The organism is Streptomyces endocoffeicus (genome assembly GCF_016741935.1).
Classification (GTDB): domain Bacteria; phylum Actinomycetota; class Actinomycetes; order Streptomycetales; family Streptomycetaceae; genus Streptomyces; species Streptomyces endocoffeicus.
The window spans coordinates 186,561-209,676 of sequence record NZ_JAERRG010000007.1 but is presented as its reverse complement, the minus strand read 5'-3'; the positions used below and the strand labels follow the sequence as shown (position 1 = coordinate 209,676).

General features: G+C 72.0%; 20 protein-coding genes. 11 read left to right on the top strand and 9 right to left on the bottom strand.

The window, feature by feature from the left end; translation table 11 throughout:
- Nucleotide 1 precedes the first annotated feature (1 nt).
- Nucleotides 2-1,105: a citrate synthase 2 gene (locus JK364_RS19540; protein ID WP_201852398.1), complete on the bottom strand. Its 1,104-nt coding sequence runs from the start codon at nt 1,103-1,105 to the stop codon at nt 2-4.
- Nucleotides 1,106-1,460: 355 nt separating this feature from the next.
- Between JK364_RS19540 and pdxH the strand changes: the two genes are divergently transcribed.
- Both pdxH and JK364_RS19530 read left to right on the top strand, forming a co-directional pair.
- Complete coding sequence (pdxH, locus tag JK364_RS19535) at nt 1,461-2,159, top strand: pyridoxamine 5'-phosphate oxidase (protein ID WP_230992195.1); 699 nt, start codon at nt 1,461-1,463, stop codon at nt 2,157-2,159.
- Nucleotides 2,160-2,632: 473 nt separating this feature from the next.
- Nucleotides 2,633-4,189, top strand: coding sequence for a PAS domain-containing protein (locus tag JK364_RS19530; RefSeq protein WP_201852397.1), 1,557 nt, complete (start codon nt 2,633-2,635; stop codon nt 4,187-4,189).
- 136 nt (nt 4,190-4,325) lie between these two features.
- Here JK364_RS19530 and JK364_RS19525 read toward each other — a convergent pair whose 3' ends face one another.
- Entirely contained in the window at nt 4,326-5,081 is a 756-nt protein-coding gene (locus JK364_RS19525) for an SIS domain-containing protein (protein ID WP_201852396.1), read from the bottom strand.
- Between the two features lie 152 nt (nt 5,082-5,233).
- On the opposite strand from JK364_RS19525, the gene JK364_RS19520 reads away from it, so the two are divergent.
- Nucleotides 5,234-5,926: an iron-dependent transcriptional repressor DtxR gene (locus JK364_RS19520; protein WP_020870546.1), complete on the top strand. Its 693-nt coding sequence runs from the start codon at nt 5,234-5,236 to the stop codon at nt 5,924-5,926.
- A 685-nt stretch (nt 5,927-6,611) separates the two neighbouring features.
- Nucleotides 6,612-7,481, top strand: coding sequence for an alpha/beta fold hydrolase (locus JK364_RS19515; RefSeq protein WP_201852395.1), 870 nt, complete (start codon nt 6,612-6,614; stop codon nt 7,479-7,481).
- Between the two features lie 69 nt (nt 7,482-7,550).
- Here the strand turns inward: JK364_RS19515 and JK364_RS19510 are convergent, their stop codons facing one another.
- Nucleotides 7,551-8,009: a hypothetical protein gene (locus tag JK364_RS19510; RefSeq protein ID WP_230992194.1), complete on the bottom strand. Its 459-nt coding sequence runs from the start codon at nt 8,007-8,009 to the stop codon at nt 7,551-7,553.
- A 318-nt stretch (nt 8,010-8,327) separates the two neighbouring features.
- Between JK364_RS19510 and JK364_RS19505 the strand changes: the two genes are divergently transcribed.
- Together JK364_RS19505 and JK364_RS19500 are read left to right on the top strand one after the other, a co-directional pair.
- Entirely contained in the window at nt 8,328-9,515 is a 1,188-nt protein-coding gene (locus JK364_RS19505; RefSeq protein ID WP_201852393.1) for a lactate 2-monooxygenase, read from the top strand.
- 153 nt (nt 9,516-9,668) lie between these two features.
- Nucleotides 9,669-10,013, top strand: a complete 345-nt coding sequence (locus JK364_RS19500) for an SH3 domain-containing protein (protein WP_201852392.1) — start codon at nt 9,669-9,671, stop codon at nt 10,011-10,013.
- Between the two features lie 109 nt (nt 10,014-10,122).
- Here the strand turns inward: JK364_RS19500 and JK364_RS19495 are convergent, their stop codons facing one another.
- The 3 genes from JK364_RS19495 to JK364_RS19485 form a co-directional block, all read right to left on the bottom strand.
- A complete protein-coding gene (locus JK364_RS19495; protein WP_201852391.1) occupies nt 10,123-11,808 on the bottom strand; it encodes a transporter in 1,686 nt (561 codons plus the stop codon).
- Nucleotides 11,805-12,620 (bottom strand): ABC transporter ATP-binding protein, encoded by an 816-nt coding sequence (locus JK364_RS19490; protein ID WP_307841329.1) that lies wholly within the window; start codon nt 12,618-12,620, stop codon nt 11,805-11,807. The genes JK364_RS19495 and JK364_RS19490 overlap by 4 nt, the downstream gene beginning before the upstream one ends.
- A gap of 116 nt (nt 12,621-12,736) precedes the next feature.
- Entirely contained in the window at nt 12,737-13,402 is a 666-nt protein-coding gene (locus JK364_RS19485) for a bifunctional DNA primase/polymerase (protein WP_201852390.1), read from the bottom strand.
- Nucleotides 13,403-13,787: 385 nt separating this feature from the next.
- Between JK364_RS19485 and JK364_RS19480 the strand changes: the two genes are divergently transcribed.
- The gene (locus JK364_RS19480) at nt 13,788-15,185 is read left to right on the top strand and encodes an NsdA family TPR-like regulatory protein (protein ID WP_201852389.1); all 1,398 of its coding nucleotides are present in this window, start codon (nt 13,788-13,790) and stop codon (nt 15,183-15,185) included.
- Between the two features lie 284 nt (nt 15,186-15,469).
- Nucleotides 15,470-17,068 carry a hypothetical protein gene (locus tag JK364_RS19475; RefSeq protein WP_201852388.1) on the top strand — a complete coding sequence of 533 codons (1,599 nt, stop codon included), beginning with the start codon at nt 15,470-15,472 and terminating at the stop codon, nt 17,066-17,068.
- A gap of 61 nt (nt 17,069-17,129) precedes the next feature.
- Here JK364_RS19475 and JK364_RS19470 read toward each other — a convergent pair whose 3' ends face one another.
- Nucleotides 17,130-18,440, bottom strand: a complete 1,311-nt coding sequence (locus JK364_RS19470) for an ABC transporter substrate-binding protein (RefSeq protein WP_201852387.1) — start codon at nt 18,438-18,440, stop codon at nt 17,130-17,132.
- A 171-nt stretch (nt 18,441-18,611) separates the two neighbouring features.
- Between JK364_RS19470 and JK364_RS19465 the strand changes: the two genes are divergently transcribed.
- Both JK364_RS19465 and purU read left to right on the top strand, forming a co-directional pair.
- Entirely contained in the window at nt 18,612-19,058 is a 447-nt protein-coding gene (locus JK364_RS19465) for an SCO4402 family protein (protein ID WP_230992193.1), read from the top strand.
- A 70-nt stretch (nt 19,059-19,128) separates the two neighbouring features.
- A complete protein-coding gene (gene purU / locus JK364_RS19460; RefSeq protein ID WP_201852386.1) occupies nt 19,129-19,998 on the top strand; it encodes a formyltetrahydrofolate deformylase in 870 nt (289 codons plus the stop codon).
- A gap of 33 nt (nt 19,999-20,031) precedes the next feature.
- Here purU and JK364_RS19455 read toward each other — a convergent pair whose 3' ends face one another.
- Both JK364_RS19455 and JK364_RS19450 read right to left on the bottom strand, forming a co-directional pair.
- On the bottom strand, nt 20,032-21,810 hold the full coding sequence (locus JK364_RS19455; RefSeq protein WP_201852385.1) for a zf-HC2 domain-containing protein: 1,779 nt from the start codon (nt 21,808-21,810) through the stop codon (nt 20,032-20,034).
- Nucleotides 21,807-22,385 (bottom strand): sigma-70 family RNA polymerase sigma factor, encoded by a 579-nt coding sequence (locus JK364_RS19450; protein ID WP_201852384.1) that lies wholly within the window; start codon nt 22,383-22,385, stop codon nt 21,807-21,809. The genes JK364_RS19455 and JK364_RS19450 overlap by 4 nt, the downstream gene beginning before the upstream one ends.
- Before the next feature lie 311 nt (nt 22,386-22,696).
- Here JK364_RS19450 and JK364_RS19445 point away from each other — a divergent pair, with 311 nt between their 5' ends.
- Nucleotides 22,697-23,074 (top strand): STAS domain-containing protein, encoded by a 378-nt coding sequence (locus JK364_RS19445; protein ID WP_201852580.1) that lies wholly within the window; start codon nt 22,697-22,699, stop codon nt 23,072-23,074.
- Nucleotides 23,075-23,116 lie beyond the last annotated feature (42 nt).

Genomic DNA, 23,116 nt, shown 5'->3' with positions numbered 1-23,116 from the left:
CCTACCGCGAGGCGGTGTTCCCGTAGCCGTCGACCTCGTGCGGGCTGCGCGCGCCGGGGCCGATGTACCGGGCCGACGGCCGCACCAGACGGCCGGTCCGCTTCTGCTCCAGGATGTGCGCGCTCCAGCCCGCCGTACGGGCGCAGGTGAACATCGAGGTGAACATGGGCGCCGGGACCTCGGCGAAGTCCAGCACGATGGCCGCCCAGAACTCCACGTTCGTCGCCAGCACCCGGTCCGGCCTGCGGTTGTGGAGCTCGTCCAGGGCGGCCCGCTCCAGCGCCTCGGCGACCTGGAAGCGCGGTGCGCCCAGCTCCTTGGCGGTGCGCCGCAGCACCCGCGCCCGCGGGTCCTCGGCGCGGTAGACCCGGTGGCCGAAGCCCATCAGCCGCTCGCCCCGGTCCAGCGCCTGCTTGACGTAGCGGGTGGCGTCCCCGGTGCGCTCGATCTCCTCGATCATGCCGAGCACCCGGGAGGGCGCGCCGCCGTGCAGCGGCCCCGACATGGCGCCCACCGCGCCGGAGAGCGCGGCGGCCACATCGGCGCCGGTGGAGGCGATGACGCGGGCGGTGAAGGTGGAGGCGTTCATGCCGTGCTCGGCCGCCGAGGTCCAGTACGCGTCGACGGCGGCCACATGCTTGGGGTCCGGCTCACCGCGCCAGCGCCGCATGAAGCGCTCCACGATGGTTCCGGCCTTGTCGATCTCCCGCTGCGGCACCATCGGCTTCCCCTGGCCACGGGCCGACTGGGCCACGTAGGACAGGGCCATCACCGCCGCGCGCGCCAGGTCCTCACGGGCCTGCCGCTCGTCGATGTCCAGCAGCGGTTTGAGGCCCCAGACGGGCGCGAGCATGGCCAGCGCGGACTGCACATCGACCCGGACGTCCCCGGAGTGGACCGGGATGGGGAACGGCTCGGCGGCCGGCAGCCCCGGGTTGAAGGCGCCGTCGACCAGCAGACCCCAGACGTTCCCGAAGGAGACATGGCCCACCAGGTCCTCGATGTCCACGCCTCGGTAGCGGAGCGCGCCGCCTTCCTTGTCGGGTTCGGCGATCTCCGTCTCGAACGCGACGACTCCTTCGAGTCCGGGTACGAAGTCGGACATCAGGCGGCTCCTCATGATGCGGACGACGGTCGGCGGCGGACGGTGCCGGAACGGTTACGCGGCCGCCTGACACGGCTCGCGGTCCGTACCGGTCACTCCGTGATGTGCCCCGTGCGGGTGGTGGTCACCCAACCGCGGCGGGGAGTGACCTCCGGGACACGGGGGGTGGCGCCTTGCCCAGGCGCCGAACGGGCGGCGCGTGGTCCGCTCAGTCTGGTGCGTGCACTGCCCATGGGGAAGCGTGAGAAGTGGCACATCCCCTCCGGAACGCGGGAGGGTTACGGGGTGCCGGGGCGGGGGAGGGAGAGCGCTCTTCCGGGGTCGCCCGTGCGACGGACCGATGATGTTGCAAGATATGCCCGTGCCTCACGTTGACTCGGAGCCCTCGGCTTCCTCCGCGCGTACGTACGACCCGGCCGCCATGCGCGAGCACTACCGCGCGGCCGGCTTCGACGAGGCGGACCTGGCGGGTGATCCGTTCCGCCAGTTCACCCGGTGGTTCGAGGACGCCGTGGGCAGCGGGCTGTTCGAGCCGAACGCCATGGTCGTCTCGACGGCCGACGCGCAGGGCCGCCCCAGCTCCCGCACGGTCCTGATGAAGAGCTTCGACGAGCGCGGCTTCGTCTTCTACACCAACTACGGCTCCCGCAAGGGCCGTGAGCTGGGCGAGAACCCGCATATCGCCCTGCTCTTCCCCTGGCACCCCATCGCCCGGCAGGTGATCGTGACGGGCACCGCGCGGCGCACCGGCCGGGACGAGACGGCGGCGTACTTCCGCACCCGGCCGCACGGCTCGCAGCTGGGGGCATGGGCGAGCTCGCAGTCCACGGTGGTGGGCTCGCGGGAGGAGCTGGACCGCTCGTACGAGGAGCTGGCGGACCGCTATCCGCCGGGCGAGCAGGTGCCGGTGCCGCCGGAGTGGGGCGGGTTCCGGGTGGTGCCGGAGGCGGTGGAGTTCTGGCAGGGCCGGGAGAACCGGCTGCACGACCGGCTGCGGTACGTCCGGCTGCCCGAGGAGGAGGGCGGCTGGCGGGTGGAGCGGCTGTACCCGTAGCTCGGCCCCGGCAACACGCCCCAGGAACACGCCCCGGCAACACGCCCCGGCAACACGCCCCGGCAACACGCCCCGGGAACACACTGAGAACGCCCTGAGAACGCAGACAACCCGCGGGTCTCTCCCCTGACGCCCTGAGGCGGAAGGGGGCCGGTCGGACGTACCGGCGACCCGCGGGTCGGGTGACTGCTTGGGATTGGCCGGCCGCGCACCTCTGGTGCGCCTGTCCGGCGAATGCGCTGAGCGCGACGACGGACTGCTAGCCCGCAGTCACCTCACGCGTCCGGATTTCATACATCGGCCGAACCACCTCCCTTCTCGTGTACCGCCACACTAAGAACCCCCTCCTGCCACACACAAGCGAATTTCCGTGAGGCAACGATTTCGACGAATGCGGTGTGGCGCGTGTCACGTTCGAGTTCAATGTCCGACGTGCCCCACCACAGACAGCCACGTCCAGCAAGGGGTGTCAGGTGAGCGCTTCACAACGTTCCGAACCCGCACGTCCAGCGCGTTCCGCCCGGTCCTCGCGGGGGGTCCCGGGACAGCCGGGCGCGGCCCCGTCGGCGTCCGGCCACCCCGACTGTCCGGACGGCCCCGAGCGGCCCGACTCCGAACTGCTCGCCGCGCTGCTCGACGGGATGGACGCCGCCCTGTGCGCGTTCGACGCCGACGGCACGGTGACCCACTGGAACCACGAGGCCGAGCGCATCCTCGGGTGGACGGCGGCGGAGGCGGTCGGCCGCAAGGGGCTGGGCGGCTGGGCGGCCCGCCCGGGGGACGCCCGGGACGTCGAGGCGCGCCTTACGGAGGCCATGGGCGCCACAGGGCGCCGCGTGCACGAGTTCGCGCTGCTGACCAAGGACGGCGGCCGGGTCCTGGTCCGTACCCAGTCCTCGGGGGTGCCGGGCGCGGACGGCCGCCCGGCCGGGGTGTACTGCGCCTTCAGCGAGGTGCACGCCCAGGTCGACCTGGAGCGGTCGATCGCGCTGAGCGAGGCGCTGCTGGACGACGCGTCCTGGAACGTGGTCCTGGTCGACGCGGATCTGCGGGTGGCCGTCGTCAACGCCAACGCGGCGGGCGCGCTGCGCACCGCCCGTAAGGCCGCGCCCGGACGGCCGCTGGGCGACTTCCTGGACCAGGGCGTGGAGGAGGCGGAGGCCGCGCTCCAGCACGTCCTGGCGGAGGGCGCGCCCCCGGCGCCCACCGAGCTGTGGGTGACGCTGCGGGACGCCGACGCCGACGCGGCGGACGGCCTCGAGGGCGCGGAGGGCGTGCGCTACGAACTGCTCGACGACGACGAGGCGGTGCGCGGCGAGGGCGGCGACCGGGGCGAGACCGGGGCGGCGGCGCGGCGCCGCTGCTGGCGCAGCGGCTTCCTCCGGCTGGCCTCACCGCTCACCGAGGAACCGACGCCGCTCGGAGTGGCCTGGATCTTCCAGGATGTGACGGAGGTGAAGGGCCAGGAGCAGGAGAGTGCCCGGATGCGCTTCCGGGGCAACCAGCTGCACCGGGCGGCGCGGGCGGCGGCCGAATGCGAGGACCCGATGGAGGCCGCCTCGGTCCACCTGGACTTCGCACTGGCGGGCTTCGCCGACCACGCCCTGATCGACCTGGTCCTGGACCCGCCGCCGGGCGCCCCGGCCGACCGGATCCGGCTGGTCCGGGCGGCGGCCACGCCCAACGGCGCCCCCGGTCCCTGCCCGCCCGTCGTCCCCGGCGGCATCCCGCTGGCCTATCCGGAGGGCCATCCGGCGCTCCAGGCGGCCGAGCGCTGCGGTTCGGTACGGGCGAGCGCGAGACGCTCGGACGAGTCGGGGGCGGCCCAGTGGGCGGCGGCCCGCAAATGGCCGGAGGGCGCGGTGCACGGTTTGTGCGCGGTGCTGCGCAGCCGCGGCCGCACCCTCGGCGTGGTCACCTTCCTGCGCACCTCCAGCCGCCGGGCCTTCGACCGGACGGACGCGACGTACGCGGAGGACGTCGCGGCCCGGGTCGCGGCCTCGGTGGACCTGGCCGTACGCAGGCGCTGAGACCGTGCTGGGCGGCGCTGACGCGGCACCCGCAACCGCCGCGCGCCCGGCGCCCACGGGGGGCGCCGGCCGGCGGACCACCGGCGGCGTGACGTCACCGGCGGACCACCGGCGGCGGACCGTCACCGGCGGGCCGTCATCGGCGGTAGAAGATCCGGTCCCCGTACTCGGTCATCACCTTACGGTTCCACTCGTGCCCGCCGTCCACGTTCCCCGACCTCAGCATGGGCGGCTCGATCCCGCGCTCGGCCAGTTCCCCGATCCCGGCCGCCACCATGGACTGCATGATCGCGCTCGTCACGACGGTGGACGCGGGCGCGAAGGGCGCGCCGACGCCGTCCGCCGTGAGTTCCGCGTCCCCGACCGCGATCTTGTTGTCGACGACCAGGTCGCAGTGGTCCTTGAGGAAGCCACCGGACGGGTTGCGCGAGGTCGTGCCGGTCGCGTAGCCGACCGAGGTCAACCCGATCACCTTGATGCCGCGCTCCCGCGCGCTGATGGCCATCTCCACGGGCAGGGCGTTGCGCCCGGACAGCGAGATCACGATCAGCAGGTCCCCGGCCTGGAGCGGGCTGCTGTCGAGGACGGTCGTGGCGAGCCCGTCGACGCGTTCGAGCGCGCTGCCCAGGGTGGCGGGGACGACGTCCACGCCCACCGCACCCGGCACCGGCAGCAGGTTCATCAGCGCGAGCCCGCCCGCGCGGTAGACGACGTCCTGTGCGGGCAGGGAGGAGTGCCCGGCGCCGAATGTGAAGAGGCGGCCGCCCGCGGCGACGGTATCGGCGATCAGAGTGCCCGCCGCGGCGATATGCTCGCCCTCCTCGTCCCGCACCTGCCGCAGCAGGCCGATGGCCGCGTCGAAGAATCGCCCGGCCGGTTTGGACTCGCTCATCAAAGCGTCGCCTTCCCTGTGGGGGGTTTCGATCATGACGCTGTGAATAGCAGCCCGGTCCCTTGCGGCGGAAGGGGCCGACTCGGCCCCGTTGTCGGTGGGATGCGTCAGAATTGGTTGAGGGCCACCGCACGACACTTCGAGGGGCACGCATGTCCGGACTGATCGACACCACGGAGATGTATCTCCGCACCATCCTCGAGCTCGAGGAGGAGGGCGTGGTCCCCATGCGCGCCCGGATCGCGGAGCGGCTCGAGCAGAGCGGTCCGACGGTCAGCCAGACAGTGGCGCGGATGGAGCGCGATGGGCTGGTCACGGTCGCGGGCGACCGCCATCTGGAGCTGACCGAGGAGGGCCGCCGGCTGGCCACGCGCGTGATGCGCAAGCACCGGCTCGCGGAGTGCCTGCTCGTCGATGTGATCGGGCTGGAGTGGGAGCAGGTCCACGCCGAGGCGTGCCGCTGGGAGCATGTGATGAGCGAGGCGGTGGAGCGGCGGGTGCTGGAGCTGCTCCGCCATCCGACCGAGTCGCCGTACGGAAACCCGATTCCGGGCCTGGAGGAGCTGGGCGAGAAGGCCGAGGCCGATCCGTTCCTGGACGAGTCCATGGTGAGCCTGCGGGAGCTGGAGCCGGGCTCGGAGGGCAAGACGGTGGTGGTGCGCCGCATCGGCGAGCCCATCCAGGCCGACGCCCAGGTGATGTACACGCTGCGGCGGGCCGGGGTGCAGCCGGGCTCCGTGGTGAGCGTCACCGAGTCGCCGGGCGGGGTGCTGGTCGGCAGCAGCGGTGAGGCGGCGGAGCTGGAGGCGGAGATCGCCTCGCATGTCTTCGTGGCCAAGCGCTGACGCTCCCTGACCTCGCTTCCCCTGCACCGCGCCGGCCTCGCTTCCTGACACCGCCCTGGCCTCGCCTCCCAACATCGCGCCGGCCTCGCTTCCTGACACCGCCCTGGCCGCGCTCCCCAACACCGCGCGAACACACCCCCGCGCACACCCCCGCGCACCCTCCCGCGCCTCGACACGCTGACCGATACACCCGGTTCAAGCCATTCGGCCGTCACGACCTGCGACGACGGATTTTCCCGATACCGGAGTCGACAGAAACCGAGCGGGCCGGGCCGCCGCGTGCGACGCTGTCGCTGACGCTCGGATCGTCAGGGGAGGGGGTCCGGTGGGCCCAGTGGGCTGTGCCGCCGAGGGGGTGTTCTCGAGCGAGGGCCCCGGTGCCGTCAGGTGCCGGGGCCCCGCTTCCCCATGTCCCCCCGCTGGGCCCCGGTGCGCACGGACCGCGCGAACGCGGCCGGTGCGACCCGGGGCCCTGGTGACCCGGAGCCCCGAGCTCCCAGGGTCGTCCCCCGCGGACTCCCTTCCCCGAGCAGTCCGCCTCCCGCTAGCTGTCTCCCCAGGGCGCAGACGATCAATCCCCGAGCACGGTCACTCGAACGAGGGGTGTTGGACGGCAATGCCCCCGTGTTCGAATATGAGTTCGATACTGTGAGGGTGTTCGAGAGGATGGGAGGTGCCAGACCACATGGTGCGACGTATCGAAGTGAGCGGGGCCGGCGGCGTGCGGCTCGCCGCCTGGGAGTTCACCGATCCGCCCAAGGCAGGCGCTGGCCGCGAGGGGGCGCGGGGCCCCGGAGTGCTGTTGCTCCATGGGCTGCTGGGCCGGGCCGCCCACTGGGCGGAGACGGCCCGCTGGCTCTCCACCCGCTATCGGGCCGTCGCCCTCGACCAGCGCGGCCATGGCCGCAGCCAGAAGCCGGCCGAGGGGCCGTTCGGCCGCTCCAGCTATGTGGACGACGCCGAGGCGGCCGTGGAGCAGCTCGGCCTCGCCCCTGTCACCCTGATCGGCCATGCCATGGGCGCCCTCACCGCCTGGCAGCTGGCCGCCCGCCGCCCCGATCTGGTCCGGGCGCTGGTCATCTGCGATATGCGGGCCTCGGCCCTCGGCGCCGCCTCGCAGCGCGAGTGGGCCGAGTGGTTCCGCTCCTGGCCGGTGCCGTTCGCGACGCTCGCCGATGTGCGCAAGTGGTTCGGTGAGGACGATCCGACGCTGGAGCGCCCGAATCCGCCCCGGGGTGACTTCTTCGCCGAGGTCATGGCCGAGCGCTCGGACGGCTGGCGCCCGGCGTTCTCCTGCCGCCAGATGCTGAAGGTCCGTGACACCTGGGTCAATGACGCCCATTGGGAGGAGCTCGCGCTGGTCGAGTGCCCCACTCTGGTCGTGCGCGGGCTGGACGGTGAGCTGGGCCGCGCGGAGGCGCAGGAGATGGTCCGGGTGCTGCCCCGCGGGCAGTATGCGGAGGTCGTGGACGCGGGCCATCTCGTCCACTACGACCAGCCGGACGGCTGGCGCCGCGCCGTGGAACCCTTCCTGGCCTCGGTCCTGCCCGTCTAACGGCACCGCGGGGGCCCAACCCCGATGATGCGGCGCCCGGTTCAGAACGTCCCGTTCAGGACGTCCCGTTCAGAACGTCCAGACGAAGGGCTCGCCGCCGATCTCCGTCCACATGACCTCGACCGACCTCGCCCGCGCGGGAATCAGGAAGGTGTTGCAGAGCAGATAGCTCTGCCCGCTCCTCCAGTTCTTGATCTCATCCGAGTCCGCGCATCCCTCGGGCCGTCCGGCGGTGCCGGTGACCTTCGCTCCGCGCCGCCCGTCCGCGTACACCTCCGCGTAGTCCCCGACCCGCGGATACTCCTTCACGGTGGCCCCGCGCACATGGGTGTACTTCACATAGGCCACCGCGGGCACCTTGCCCTCGGCGTCCGCCGGGTTCGACACCAGCGCCTTCGCCTCGGCCGCCGTGCCGATGTCGACCTTCTGTGCCGTGATCCGGTAGGTGGGCTCGACCCCGGTGTCCTCCTTGAACGCACGCGTACCGGTCTGGCCCGGCTGGAGCGGCGGCTCACCTTCCGACCGCATACCGACCTTCTGCGTACCGCTCTGGCGACCATCGGTGACACCCGAGGGGGAAGTGTGCCGTGCGTTCTCGGATGTATCGCCCTTTTCGCCGAATGGTCCGCACGCGGTCAGGGCGAGAGCCAGTACGGCAACGGGCGCGCCGGTACGCAGCCACGTTGTCTTGGTCAACGGCAAGTGGAACTCCAATGCGGGAACGTGGCCTCATCGCGTTCGGGTGTGATCCCTTGAACGCGATCGACGGTTCGTCGATCCTACGAGTCCTCTACTCCCTTACAGCAATGGGAAATTGACCAGTGATGGACAGGTGAAGGGAAGCACATGATCGGTGGCGACATCACGGAACCGGAACCCGGCAAGGACTGGGCGGCATTTCAGTACGAGATCTATCTGAACGGGATGACCGGCGCCGTTCCCCGGCTTCCCGCCGATCTCACCCGGCTCGAGGAGCTGGCCGAGGCGCGGCTGGGGCCGGGGCCGGTGGGCTATGTGGCGGGCAGTGCGGGCAGCGGCAGCACCGAGCGGGCCAACCGGGCGGCGCTGGACCGGCATCGGATCGTGCCCCGGATGCTCCGTGACGTACGGCGGCGGAATCTGTCGGTCGAGCTGTTCGGCACCCGGCTGCCCGCGCCGCTCGCGCTCGCGCCGATCGGCGTGCTGTCGATCATGCACCCGGACGCCGAGTGCGCGGCGGCGCGGGCCGCCGCGGCGCAGGGCGTGCCGTTCATCCTCTCGTCCGCGTCCAGTACGCCCATGGAGCGGGTGGCGGAGGCGATGGGGGACGGCGAGCGGTGGTTCCAGCTCTACTGGGGCAAGGACCGCGAGGTCACCAGGAGCTTTCTGAGCCGGGCCAAGTCCGGTGGATTCACGGCCCTGGTGGTCACCCTCGACACTCCGCTGCTGGCCTGGCGGCCGCGCGATCTCGACCAGGCGTATCTGCCGTTCCTGCACGGTGTCGGCACCGCCAACTACTTCACCGATCCGGCGTTCCAGGCCGGACTCGCCAAGCCGGTCCACGAGGACCTTGACGCCGCGGTGCTGCACTTCGTGCAGCTGTTCGGCGATCCCGGGAAGACCTGGGAGGACCTGGCGTTCCTGCGCGAACACTGGGACGGCCCGATCGTGCTGAAGGGCGTGCTGCACCCCGACGACGCCCGGCGCGCGGCGGACGCGGGGATGGACGGCGTCGTCGTGTCCAACCACGGCGGCCGCCAGGTGGGCGGCTCGATCGGGGCGGCCGACGCGCTGCCGGGGGTGGTGGAGGCGGTCGGCGACCGGCTGGCGGTGCTGTTCGACAGCGGAGTGCGCACCGGTGACGATGTGTTCAAGGCGCTCGCCCTCGGCGCCCGCGCGGTGCTGCTGGGGCGGCCGTACGCCTATGGGCTCGGGCTGGACGGGCAGTCGGGGGTGGAGCATGTGATCCGCGCGCTGCTGGCCGAGTTCGAGCTGACGCTGGCGCTGTCGGGCCATACCGATGGAGCGGGGCTCACCCCGGAGGCGCTCGGCTGACAATTCCCTACGGCTTTCAACTTGTCAGCCACACCGCTCCATCGGCGACTCGCCGAGGGGGCGTCGGGGTTTTACCGGGTCCTCAGCTTCCGGATTGACGGGTGCTACGCTCCTTGGCGCGCAATGAATTAACTGATCATGGGGGGTGGTCGCGTGAAGATCAAACGTAAAGCCTCGATGGTCGTGCTCTCGACGGCGCTGATGCTGGGCGGTTCCATCGCCCTGGCGCCAACGGCGTCGGCGGTGGGGTCATCGGCGTGTCAGTTCAATTCTCCGGATGTCAATTTCAAGGTCTCGACCAGTGGTGCGAGATTCCGCACCGGACCGGGAAAGCGGTACCGCGCTATAGGGACGCTTTACCGAGGGGATTCCTTCCGGTACTTCTGCCGCACCCGGGGCTTTGAGAACAGCTGGTCGTACGGAAAGATTCTCAAGCGGACAACGACCGGAATTCATCCCGGGACCAGAGGCTGGGTCTACAGCAAGTATCTCGACTAGCCGGAACGTTACGGCAGTTGGGTGCGCGGCGGCTTCGTACGACGGCGCGCGGCGGGGCCGGGGGTTCGCCCCCGGCCCCGCCGCCCGTGCCAGTCCCGTACCCGCGTCGTCACCCCTTGCTGACCGCGGCCAGGATCTCCGGCAGCCGTGCCGCGACCCGCGGCGCCGCCACCCGCAGGCCGGTCTCCGCGATCGCCGCGCCGTACACCGCGCCCAGCGGGAACACCACCCACAGCAAGCCGTGCGTCCCGGAGACATGCAGCCAGATCGTCAGGCCCAGCACCGGCGCGCACAGCACGGAACCCAGGATCATTCCGCCGAGGATGCTGATCCAGGCGATCCCCGCCTGCGCCGGGACGACGTTCTTGAAGCCGCTGTCCTGCGGAATGGAGTACGGGGCCAGCACCGAGGTCAGGGCGCCGGTCGCCAGCATCGAGCCGAGCAGCGCCAGGGCGATCCCGAGCGCCTCGGGGGCGGCCGACCAGTTCTCGAGGAAGGCGGCGCAGCCGAGCACCGCCACCGCCACGTAGGGCACCGCGACCAGGAGCAGCGCCAGCGCACGGCCCCGCAGCTCCAGATAGGCGTCACGGGTCGAGGAGATCGTCTGCGCGACCATCCAGAAGGCGGAGGTGTCCTGGCCGAACTGGTTGTACATCAGCATGCCGAGCATCCCCGACGCCCAGCAGGCCCAGTAGATCGAGCCGTTGCCCTGGGCCGCGGTGATGAAGGGCAGCAGCAGGCCGACGCCCAGCGAGGTGACCCATGCCGACTTGGTCTTCGGGTCCCGTACGGCATAGCGCAGCGTGCGCAGCAGCACCGTGCCGGTGCGGCCGGAGGGCAGCAGCCGGGCGAACGGGCCCGAGGCGTCCGGGGCGCCGGCCGCGCCGGAGGACCGCCGCTCGCGCGGTGCCGCCGCCTGGATCGTGGAGGAGTCCGGGGTGGTCATCAGATGGGTGAGGGTGGAGCGCCACCACCACATCAGCAGCGCCAACGCCGCGACGGTGATAGCGAACTGGGCCGCGGCGACCCCGTAGGCGCCGTCGCTCACGCCCTGGACGGCGTCCACCGCCGCCGCGGGCGGCACCCAGCGCAGCACCGCGGACGCCGGTTCCAGCGCGGACAGGCCGTTCTTGCCGCCGAGCTGCTGGGCCCCGAGGTTCACGAACTGCGCGCCGATCGCCACGAACAGACCGCTGAGCACCGCCATATCGCGACCCTTACGGCTGGTGAGGAGGCGGGTGTTGGCCGTGGCGACGGTGCGGGCCAGCGCCACGCACACCAGCACCGTCAGCACCACGGCCAGGACCCCCGCCGCCGCGGCGGCCGCTCCGTGGGCGACGGCGATCGCCGAACCGGCCACCAGGGTCAGGGTGAACAGCGGGCCGATGCCGATCAGCGAGGACACCAGCAGGGCGGTGATCAGCGAGCGCGGCCGCAGCGGCAGCATCACCAGCCGGGTCGGGTCGAGGGTCTCGTCGCCGCCGGGGAAGAACAGCGGCATCACCGCCCAGCCGAGCGCGAGCACCGCCGTCAGCAGCGTGACCAGCGCGTCGACGTGGTTCGTACCGCGCAGCAGCACGAGGCCGAGCAGCTGCAACACGGCGAACAGCATGGCCATCACCAGCGAGGTGAGGTACGCGGCCCGCCGGCCGCCGGACTGGCGCAGCCCGTTGCGCAGCAGCGCCACCTTCAGCGAGACGAAGACGGGGGTGGGGGAGCCGGTGGGGACCGCGGGCGGTACGGGAGCCGCGGTGCCGAGCGGGCCCTTGGCGTCGAGCGGGTCGGTGAGCGTCATCGGGCGCCGCCGCCCAGCCAGTCGAGGCTCTGGCCCGCCTCGCGCCGGTTGGCGCCGACCAGTTCCAGGAAGGCGTCCTGCAAGGACGGCGCGTCGCCCCGCACCTCGGCCAGCGGGCCATGGGCCCGGATCCGTCCGCTCGCGATCACCGCCACCCAGTCGCACAGCGACTCCACCAGCTCCATGACATGGCTGGAGAAGACGACGGTCGCGCCGGAGCCGGTGTAGCGCTCCAGGACGCCGCGGATGGTCTGGGCGGAGACCGGGTCGACGCCCTCGAAGGGCTCGTCGAGGAAGAGGACTTCGGGGTTGTGGAGCAGCGCGGCGGCCAGTCCGATCTTCTTCCGCATACCGGTGGAGTAGTCGATGACCAGCTTGCTCTGGGAGACCGCGAGATCGAGGACGTCCAGCAGCTGGGTGGCGCGCCGGTCGACCTCCGCGCCGGGCAGCCCGCGCAGCCGCCCGGTGTAGGTGAGCAGCTCCCGGCCGGAGAGCCGCTCGAACATCCGCAGCCCCTCGGGCAGCACCCCGATCCGCGCCTTGACCTCGACCGGGTCCCGCCAGACGTCATGACCGCCGATCTCCACGGTCCCCTTGTCGGGGCGCAGCAGGCCGGTGATCATCGAAAGCGTGGTGGTCTTACCGGCGCCGTTGGGTCCGACGAGTCCGATGAACTGCCCGGCGGGCAGCTCGAGATCGATCCCGGCGACCGCGACCTGCTCCCCGTAGCGCTTCCACAGGCCGCTCACCCGCACGGCGGCGGCCCGGGACGACTGTGGCTGCGTGCTGTCTGCTGCTTGCTCCTGCGGCACCGGCTTACCCCGTTTTCCTGTGGGACGTGTCCCACTGACGTATCACGCGGGGGCCGGTCGCGACGCCCCCGCCGTCGCTCCACGATAGGGGCCGTCCCGGGGAGCGCTCCGGGGCGTCAGCGGCGCTCGCGGCCGCAGGCGTAGGCGAGGGCGCTCACCAGCTCTTCCGCGTCCGGCAGCCAGCGGTTGGCGGCGGTGGGCCGCCGGGCCCACTGGATCGGGCCGCGCACACCCACCCGGGTCGGCGGCGCGACCACGTAGTCGCCCTCGCCGCGGGCGGTCAGGTCGATCGAGTTCGGCGGCCAGCCCAGATTCCGTACCAGGTCGGGGACCTTGGCGGCGGCGCCGGGGAGGACGAAGAAGAGCATCCGGCGCCCGGGGGTGCAGGTGACCGGGCCCAGTTCGACCTGGCGGCGCTCCATGCGGGCGAGCGCCAGACAGCCCGCGGACTCCGGGACGTCGAGCGCGTCGAAGGTGCGGCCGGTGGGCAGCAGGATGGCGGCGCGCGGCGTCCTGGCCCACATGCGGCGGATCACGACCGCGCTGCCGGTGGCCTGGTTCACCCAGTCCCGGCCGGTCGGATGGGCGCCGGGGGCCGGGCAGTCGGCGGTTCCGCAGGAGCAGCGCTCCACTCCGTCCACGGCCTCGAGCCAGGCGCCGGAGAGCACGTCCCAATGCCGCTCCTCGGCGTAGCGCACCGCCGTGTCGCGCAGCCGCTCCCCGCGCTGCTGAGGGATCTGCGAGGTTCCCGCGGGGAACCGCGTTGGTCCTGTCACGTCCATGGTCTCTTCCACGCACAGGACAACTTCCGCCGTCAACGAGGGTTACGGCCGGGCCCCCGCACGGGCGGTGCGGCCGGGGGTCCGGGGTGCGCGGTGACGGCATGGCGGGGCGCATGGGTGCACGGGCGGGGGCGCGTATGGGGTTGCGCCTGCGTGAGCGGGTAGCCACCATGCGTGACGGGCGTGCGAGTGTCCGGCGGCCATGCCGTAGCGCCAGGGGGAGGGCGGTCCCGGACTCGGATCGGCGCCGTACGCGAACGATGCGGTCTATGCGGTCAATACGGGCAAGTTCCGCATTCGCCGTATACCTGCGATATCTGCGGGGCATCACTCAGCAACAGGGACGGATACGCCGAGAACGCAAGCAGTCACTGGGGGTAATGCCATGGCCGCTAGGCCGCTTGTGGCGCGGCAGCCGAACGAACGGCTGCAGGCGCTCATCCAGGAAGCCGGCTGCTCCAACGCCGGGTTGGCGCGCAGGGTCAACATGTGCGGCGCCGAGCACGGTCTCGATCTGCGGTACGACAAGACGTCGGTGGCCCGTTGGCTGCGTGGCCAGCAGCCACGGGGCCGGGCGCCGGGCATCATCGCCGAGGCGCTCGGCCGCAAACTGGGCCGTACGGTCACGATCGACGAGATCGGCATGGCCAACGGCAAGAACCTCGCCTCAGGGGTCGGTCTGCAGTTCTCGCCCACCGTCCTCGGCGCGATAGAGCAGGTCTGCGAGTTGTGGCGCAGCGATGTGGGGCGCCGTGACTTCCTCAGCGGCTCGACCGTCGCCGCCTCCGCACTGGTCGAGCCCAGCCGCGACTGGCTGATCACCGGTGCGGACGCCCAGGTGGCGCGCACCGCGGGCGCCCGGGTGGGGCGGTCCGACGTCGCGGCGGTGCGGGCCACCACGGACGCGCTCGTCGACCTGGACCACCGCTACGGCAGCGGCCATGTGCGCCCCGTCGTCGTCCACTATCTGAACAGCGTGGTCTCCGGGCTGCTGGCCGGCTCGTACACCGAGGCGGTCGGCCGCGAACTGTTCGCGGCCGTCGCGCGGTTGACGGAGCTGGCCGGCTATATGGCGGTCGACACCGGTCAGTCCGGTCTCGCCCAGCGCTACTACATCCAGGCGCTGCGGCTCGCCCAGGCCGCCGGGGACCGGGGCTACGGCGGCTATGTGCTCGCCGCCAGCATGAGCCATCTCGCCGCCCAGCTGGGCAATCCCCGGGAGATCGCCCAACTGGCGAAGGCCGCGCAGGAGGGCGCGCGGGGCCAGGTGCCGCCGCGTGCCGAATCGATGTTCCTGGCGGCCGAGGCGCGCGGCCACGCCCTGATGGGGGACGCGCGGGCCTGCCAGTCCTCGGCCGGGCGGGCGCTGGACGCCATGGAGCGGGCGGTGGGCAGCGGTTCGGGCTCCGTCACGGGCGACGAACCCAACTGGATCCGCCACTTCGACCATGCCTATCTCGCCGATGAGCTGGCCCACTGTCACCGCGACCTGGGCCAGGCCGAGCAGGCCAGGCGGCGCGCCGAGGAGGCCCTGGAGGGGCTTCCGGAGGGGCGGGTGCGGCGGCGGGCGATCGGACTGCTGCTGCTGGCCACCTCGCATGTGCAGCAGCGCGAGGTGGAGCAGGCGTGCCATGTGGGCACCCAGGCGGTGGATCTGCTGGGCACGCTGCGGTCCAACCGGGGGGCGGAGTATCTGGACGACTTCCAGCAGCGGCTGGAGCCGTACCGGGACGAGCCGGTGGTGCGGGAGTTCGGGGCGCGGCTCCAGGTGCAGGTGGCCTGAGGTCCGGCCTGAGGTCCGGCCTGAGGTCCGGCCTGAGGTCCGGCGAGTGCGTTGTGTTGTGGTGGCTGATGCGCGTGTGGTGAGGCATGGGTGTTGTGGAGTGTGTTGCGTTGTGTTTACCGCGGGTACGGGTGGGGTTCATATCGCCCCCGATCGTGGCGATGTGCCCCATGTCGCGGTGACCAGTCTCTCTCCGTCCCGATGGGCTCATCGGCACCGCGCCCTCTGGGGAACCGGTAGCGTGACCCGACGATTCCGTCGTTCCGTATAACCAAGGAGTCCCGGTGACGCAGAGCGGTCAGGGGAATGAGCCGCGGCTTCCCGCGATCCCGCCCGCGCAGCCTGTGCGCGAGGGGGTTGTGCTGCCTGCCCAGGGGGACTACAGGCACTCGGACGCCCAACAGGGGGCCCCGGCCGGGGGACAGGCGTGGGGGCAGCCTTGGGGGCCGCAGAGCGCTCCGGAACCGCCGCAGCAGGGCGATCTGCCGCCGCCGGGTGAGTTCGGCGCCCCGCCGCCGCAGGGGGAGCTGCCCCCGCCGGCCGAGTTCGGCGCCCCGCCGCCCGAGGTGCAGCCGTACGGGCAGCAGCAGGGCTGGACGGCTCCGGAGAGACCGGCCCAGCCACCGCACAACGCCCAGCCACCGCACAACGTCCCGTCGCCGTACAACGCCCAGCCGCCACACAACGTCCCGTCGCCGTACCAGCCCCAGCAGCTGCCGTACCAGGCCGCCGACGAGACCCAGGTGATGCCGCCGCTGCCCGCGGGGGACGCGGACGCGACCCAGGTCATACCCCCGGTCCCGGGTGAGGCCCCGCCGCCGCTGGACACCCCGACCACCACGCTCGCCCCGGTCAAGAGCGCGCCGCTGCCGCCCGAGAACCGGCCCGAGTCACCGGCCGAGTCCACCACCCAGCTGCGCGCCGTCCGCCCCGGCCGCCGGGGCGCCCACCGCCAGCAGCCCCCCGCGGCCCCGGCCGCGGCCGCGGAGGAGACCGCGGTGCTCCCGCCCACGCCCGCCGCGCCCGCCCCGATTCCGGAGCGGCCCGGCAGCGCCCCGTACGCGATCCGTCCCGGCCTCCCCGGGGACCGGCCGCCGCCCTCGGAGTTCGACGGTCTGTTCCGCGACTCCGGCGGTGCCGGTGGCGGGGGCGCCGATGAGACGCAACAGCTTCCGCAGTTCGGCCCGGACGTTCCGCAACCGCCGTACGGCGGCCGTGGTGACGGCGGTCATGGCGGTCACGGCGGCGGTGGGCGGCGCCGGATGTCGCGGGGCATGATCATCGGCGTTGTGGTGGTGGCGAGCTGCGCCGTCGCCGGACTCGCCGCGGGAGCCGTGCTCAGTATGGGCGGCGACGACGACGGTAAGGACAACTCGACGCTGAGCAGCTCCTCGCCGAGCGCCGCGGAGCCGTCCAAGGCCGCCGACCCCGTCGAGACGCAGGCGAAGGCGCTGGACGCGCTGCTCGCCGACAGCAACAACAGCCGGTCGTCGGTGATCAAGGCCGTGGACAACATCAAGTCCTGCAAGGACCTGACCACCGCGGCATCGGATCTGCGGACCGCCGCGGGCCAGCGCAATGACCTGGTGACCCGGCTGGGCAAGCTGTCGGTGGACAAGCTGCCCGATCACGCGCGGCTGACCGCGTCGCTCACCAGGGCGTGGAAGTCCTCGGCCAGGGCCGACAACGAGTACGCGGCCTGGGCCGACCAGGTCGGCGGCAAGAAGGGCTGCCCCAAGGGCAAGGCCCGCCGTTCGCCCCGGGTCGGGGCGGCCGAGCGGGCGAGCGGCGAGGCGACCCAGGCCAAGAAGACGGCCTCGGGGCTGTGGAACCCGATCGCCTCCCAGTACGGCCTCACCTCGCACCAGGCCACCGATCTGTGACCGGGCGGCCGGGGGCGGCGCCGCCGCCGTCCCCGGCCCGGCCCGTGGCTCAGTCCGTGGCTCAGTCCGCCGGGCGGTAGCGCTCCAGGATCTTGGACACGTTGACGAAGCCCTTGCGCACCGCCACCAGCCGGCCGTCGCGCACCATCTGGTAGGTGACGTCCGCGTTGACGATCCGCGAGTAGTTGGGCACGTTCAGCGTGTCGTCGTAGCCCCAGCGCAGCGTCGGCGTCAGCCCGCCGGTGTTGACCGCGTGGCCGTCGTCCAGCGCGTTGCGCACGGTGCGGGCGCTGATGTCGTCGGCGTGCAGGGACATCAGCACCGAGCGCAGCACCGTGTAGCCGATCCAGGTGGTCTGGGTACCGGGGTCGTCCGGGTCGATGCGGTTGTCGTCGAAGGCGTACTTGTTGATGACCTTCTTCATGGGGTTCCAGCGCGGATCGTCCCCGGCCGGGTACCAGCCGGTGGCGTAGGTGCCCTCCAGGGGGCTGGAGGTGCCGCCGGTGGAGTCGATCAGGGACTGCCGGACGCCGCCGAGGATGGAGGCTATCCGCACCTTCGGATGGTTCTCCTGGACCCGGCGGAAGGAGTCGAAGAAGGCGCCGGTGCGGTTGCCGAGCGCCGCGGTGACGCAGGAGCTCTCCAGGATCGCGCCCTGGTCGGCGCCGCCGAGGGAGCTGTCGGCGCCGACGCCCTCCAGGGCGGTGGTGGCCTGCCTGCTGTAGTCGCCCGCGTCCTCGGGGGCGCGGACGTCATGGGCGGCGGCGCGATTGCCCGCGCTGAGGCCGGTGTTGAGGAGCTGGGGGAGCTCGTCGCCCGCGATGGTGTCGGGGCGGACGAGCGCGGTGCGCTCGCAGCGGGAGGCCAGCTGGCGGCCGTTGCCCACCAGCAGGGCGGCCTGGCCGCCGTTGACCGGATAGGAGTACGGGCTGTCGAACTCCTCCTGCGTCAGCCCGTAGCCGCCTATGTAGGGGATGCCGGCCACCTCCAGCGGGGAGATGAAGGACCGGCCGTACTGGCTGTACGAGCCGACGACCGCGACGGCCTTGTCCTTCTTGGCCTCCTGGGCGCAGCCGGCGGCCTGGACGGCGTCGTTGCGCTCGTTGCAGGTGATGACCTGGAGCTTGCGGCCGTGGATGCCGCCGGAGTCGTTGACCCAGCGGGCAAATGCCTTCGCCATCGCGGGCATTCCCGGCATATTGGTCGCTTTGGTGCCCTCGGGGGCCCAGGTCATGACGGTGATGGGGTCGCTGTCGCTCTTGTCCGACAGCACCGCGCCGCAGCCGGACAGCAGCGACGCGCCGACCGCCGTACACAGTGCCGCGACGGCGGCTCGGAAGGGGCGGGAGGAGGGGCGTCGCCGTCCGGTCATGGCAACCGAGCTTGGTGCTTCGCGAGGAACGCAGCCGCTATGACAAGACAAGGGATGGTGACGTAGGGGTGAACAGCGGGGGCCGATCCGTCTCTATGTGTGAAGAACGTACGATCAGTGACTGTGCAAGGTTCGGAGAAGTCTTCCCGTCGCGCCCGTCGCTCGACCACCATGGGGGGCATGCCTGTCAACGACATGCCCTGGTGGCGCTGGCGCACCAATGTGCGCTCGGCGCTGCATATGCTCTCGGATCCCGTCTTCCAGCAGGAGTGCTGGCTGGGCGGCCAGCCCGGGTACGGGGATGTGACGGACGCCGTCTACCGGCTGGTCGAGGACACCTGGCTGGACAACTGGTCCGCCGAGAAGTACGTCGGCACGATCTTCCGTGACTCGCAGGAGGCGGCGCTGGTCGATGTCGCCGTGCTGCGGGTGCTGAGGATCATGCACCAGGCGGGCGCGGACGCCCCCGTCTCGGCGTACCTCGAGCACCATGCCTGGCCGGAGGCCGTACGGGCGGCCCGCGAGGCCCATGTGCGGCTGGCCACCAACGACGGCGAGGATCCGGACATCCCACCGCGCACCCTCGAAGTACTGGCGATCATGACGCAGGCGGTCTGAACGACGCCGCGGGTGCGGGGCGCGGTCGCGGGTGTCGGGCGTGGTCGCGGATGTGGGACGCTATGGAGTCATGAGCGAGTCGCATCCCGTCCCCGACCAGTACATCCTGACGCTGTCCTGCCCGGACAAGCAGGGCATCGTGCACGCCGTGTCGAGCTATCTGTTCATGACCGGCTGCAACATCGAGGACAGCCAGCAGTTCGGGGACCGTGACACCGGGCTCTTCTTCATGCGGGTGGCCTTCCGCGCCGTCTCGCCGGTGAAGGTGAAGGATCTGCGGGCCAGCTTCGCGGCGGTCGGCGACTCCTTCCAGATGGACTGGGAGATCCACCGCGCCGACGAGAAGATGCGCATCCTGCTCATGGTCAGCAAGTTCGGGCACTGCCTGAACGACCTTCTCTTCCGGTCGCGGATCGGCGCGCTGCCGGTCGAGATCGCCGCGGTGGTCTCCAACCACACGGACTTCCAGGAGCTGGTCGGCACCTACGGGATTCCGTTCCACCACATCCCCGTGACGAAGGACACCAAGCGGGAGGCCGAGGCCCGGCTGCTGGACCTGGTGCGCACGGAGCGGGTGGAACTGGTGGTGCTGGCCCGCTATATGCAGGTGCTCTCCGACGACCTGTGCAAGGAGCTGTCGGGCCGGATCATCAACATCCACCACAGCTTCCTGCCGAGCTTCAAGGGCGCCAAGCCGTACCACCAGGCGCATGCGCGCGGGGTCAAGCTGATCGGGGCCACCGCCCACTATGTGACCGCCGATCTGGACGAGGGCCCGATCATCGAGCAGGAGGTCGAGCGCGTCGGCCATGAGCTCACCCCGGACCAGCTGGTGGCGGTCGGCCGCGATGTGGAGTGCCAGGCGCTGGCCCGCGCGGTGAAGTGGCACAGCGAGCGCCGGGTGCTGCTCAACGGGCACCGTACGGTCGTCTTCGACTGACTCGGGGAGTCGGGGGAGTCTCGGGGGACCCGCTCAGAGGCGGGACAGGGACGCTGTGGCGAAGAGCACGTCCCGGATCGCCTCGGTGTCCCCGGACAGTCCTGCCGCCGCCTCCTGCGGCGGCACATGCCCGGACGCCAGCAGATAGAACGCCTCCTGGTCCAGTGCGATCGTCGCCACCGCCTCCTCCGGCGCGGCCGTCGCCGCCGGGGAGTCCAACGGGATATACCAGTCGCCGCCGCCCGTGCCCTCCACCTGGAGATGGAGCGTACGGCCCGGGGTGCCCGCCTCGACCAGCCGGCGGGGCGGGGACGCGAGCCCGGCCCGGCGCCGCTCGGCCAGCGTCCCCGGAAGCAGCCGGGCACACAGGTCGATCATGGCCTTGAGATGGGCGGAGGCCGGTGGTTCATAGGGGTAGTCGATGGCCTCGGCGATGTCCCCGGCGTGCACCCAGCACTCCAGGGCGCGGTCGAGGAACGCGTCGCGGATCGGCAGCGCGAAGTCCCCGTACGCCACATCGAGCTCGGCGACCCCGCGCCCGGCGAACGACACCGTACGGACCAGGGCATGACCCTGCTCGCGCCACAACTCCCGTACCGCCCCGGGCGGACCGGCCCCGTACGCGGCGCCGGGCTCGTGGTGCCAGCACGCCTCCGTACGGGCCAGGGGCGAGCCGGGGGCGCCGACGCCCATCGGGTCGGGGAGGCCGAGGGAGGCGGCGACGATGCCGTCCACGACCATCAGATGGGCGATCACCCCGGCGACGGTGGTGTCCCGGCCGGTGAGCCGCCGCCCGTCGAACCACTTGAGCCGCACCGGCGCACGCCACTCGGCCTCGCCCATGTCGCGCAACAGCGCGTCCAGCCGGGCGGCCTCGGCGTCGTAGGCGCCGGCCCAGCCGGGCATGGGTATCCGGGCCGGGCGGCGGCCCAGACAGCCCGCGAGCACCCGGGAGCGCAGCATCGGGTCGAGGTCCAGGCTGTGCTCGGTGTGCAGCAGCCCGACGGCGTCACGCAGCCGCAGCGCCTCCTCGGCGCAGGAGGGGCAGTGGTTGAGGTGCGCCTCGACGGCGGAGGTCTCCTCCTGTGAGCACGCGGTCAGCGCCCAGGCGCCGAGCAGCGAGCGGAGCAGATCGTGCGAGAGCGGATGGGCCGCGGAGGGCGTGGGCGCCGCCAGGGGCGGGGCCGGTGGGGCGGGCGTGATTGGTGGAGCGGGCGCGGCCGGTGGGGCGGGCGTGACCGCGGGCGTGGGCAGCGCCGCGGAGGCGGGCGGTTCCGGGGCCTGACGCGGCTCCGGTTCTGGTTCCGCTTTCGGTTCCGGATTCGCTTCCGGACCGGGGCCCGGGGTCGGTTCCGGTTCGGGGCCCAGGGTTGGTTCTGGCCCATGGCCTGGGCGCGGATCCGGTGTCGGTGTCGCTTCCGGTTCGGAGCCTGCGGCAGGTTCCGGGGCGGGGGCCGTGTCGGGCTCCGCTTCGGACTCCGAGTCGGGTGTCGTATTGGGCTCCGGTCCGGGCTCCGGTGCCCGTTCCGCCGGTACTTCGTCCGCCGGTGCCTCGTCCGCCCGTGTCTTGTCCGCCCATGCTTCGTCCGCGGTGGGCGGGCGCGGGGCGGGGATGCCGCCGTCCAGGGCGCCCGGCCAGTGGCCGCTGTCCTCGGCGGCCGACCGCGGCGGCGGTATGCGTGGTGGCCCGGCGGGGTGGGACGGCAGATCCGCGTCGCTGCCCCGTCCGGGCCCGTCTCTTCCGTCGCCGGAGCCGCCGGAGTTCTCGCCGTAGGCGTCGTCGTACGGGTCCGGCCCGCCGCGCCCGGTCACAGCGCCCGCCCGTAGCCGGGAGGCGAGACCGCGCGGGGCGGCTGGACATGGGCCGTGGACAGCAGTTGGAGGCCCAGCCGGAGGCGGCGCCTGGCCTCGTCCTCGGTCACCCCGAGGGCGGCCGCGGCCTGGCGGTAGTCGCGGCGGTCGAAGTAGGCGAGTTCCAGGGCGGCGCGCAGCGGGGCGGGCATCGAGGTGACGATGTAGTCGGCGCGGGCGGCCACGGACGCCTCGTGGATCCGCTCCTCGAGGGCCTCGCTCGTGAGGGTGTCCCCGTGGGCCGAGGCGGTCTGCGACACGCGTAGCCGGTGCACGGCCTGGCGCTGGGTGAGCATGGCGATCCAGGCGCGCAGCGAGCCCTGCTGGGGGTCGTACGCGTCCGGGTTCTCCCAGACGTAGCCGAAGACTTCCCGGGTGACGCGGTCGGCACCGGTGTCGTCCTCGAGGACCCGATACGCCAAAGTATGGACAAGCGAGGCAAATCGGTCATAGAGCTCGGCAAGTGCGGCCGCTTCGCCGCGTGCCAGGCGCTGTTGCATCCTGCGGTCCCAGCGGGGCGGTGCGTCATTCGCCATGCGGCCCCCAATCCCGAGTTGTCCGGCCGGCCCTCCAGGCACTATGCCCACGTTCATATCGAATGTAATGCCGGTGGCTCTCACAACACGCGTCCATCAGGCAAAGTGCGTGAGAACGAGGCTGCGCATGGTATTGGGACGGTCGCTTTGCGCAGGATCGGGGAGACGAAACGCTTCGGCGCGGCATAGGGTCGTTCCTCAAGGCGTATGCCTGGGGGAGTTTCATGCGCCGACGGGCGGGCAGCCGCCCGGGAACAGCAAATTCCGGTTAGCGGCGAGCGAAGGGCTTCGGGCGCGTGACGTTGAAGGTGATGGAGGACCGGCGGGGGGAGTGGGTCGTTCTCCAGGTCTCGGGAGAGATGGACCTGGTGACCTCGCCCGCAGTCCGGCAACACGTCCACGACGCGGTCGCCGAGGGCCGCCATTGGCTGGTTCTGGACCTCTCGGAGGTCCGGTTCTGCGACTCCAGCGGGGTTGGCGTACTGATCGCGGCGCGTCGGCTGATGCGGTCGTGCTCGGGTCGGCTGCGGCTGCTCCTGCCGCCGCAGGACGCCGCGCACGGTTCGCATGTGCACCGGGTGCTGGCGGCCCTGGGGGTGCGTCGGCTGTTCGACGTCTACCCCGACCTGGGGGCGGCCACGGAGCTGGACGAGGACGACGAGGACGCGGCCGACCCCCTGTCGGCCTAGGGCGCCCAGAGCCGTCCATCCGCCCAGAGCCGTCCATCCGCC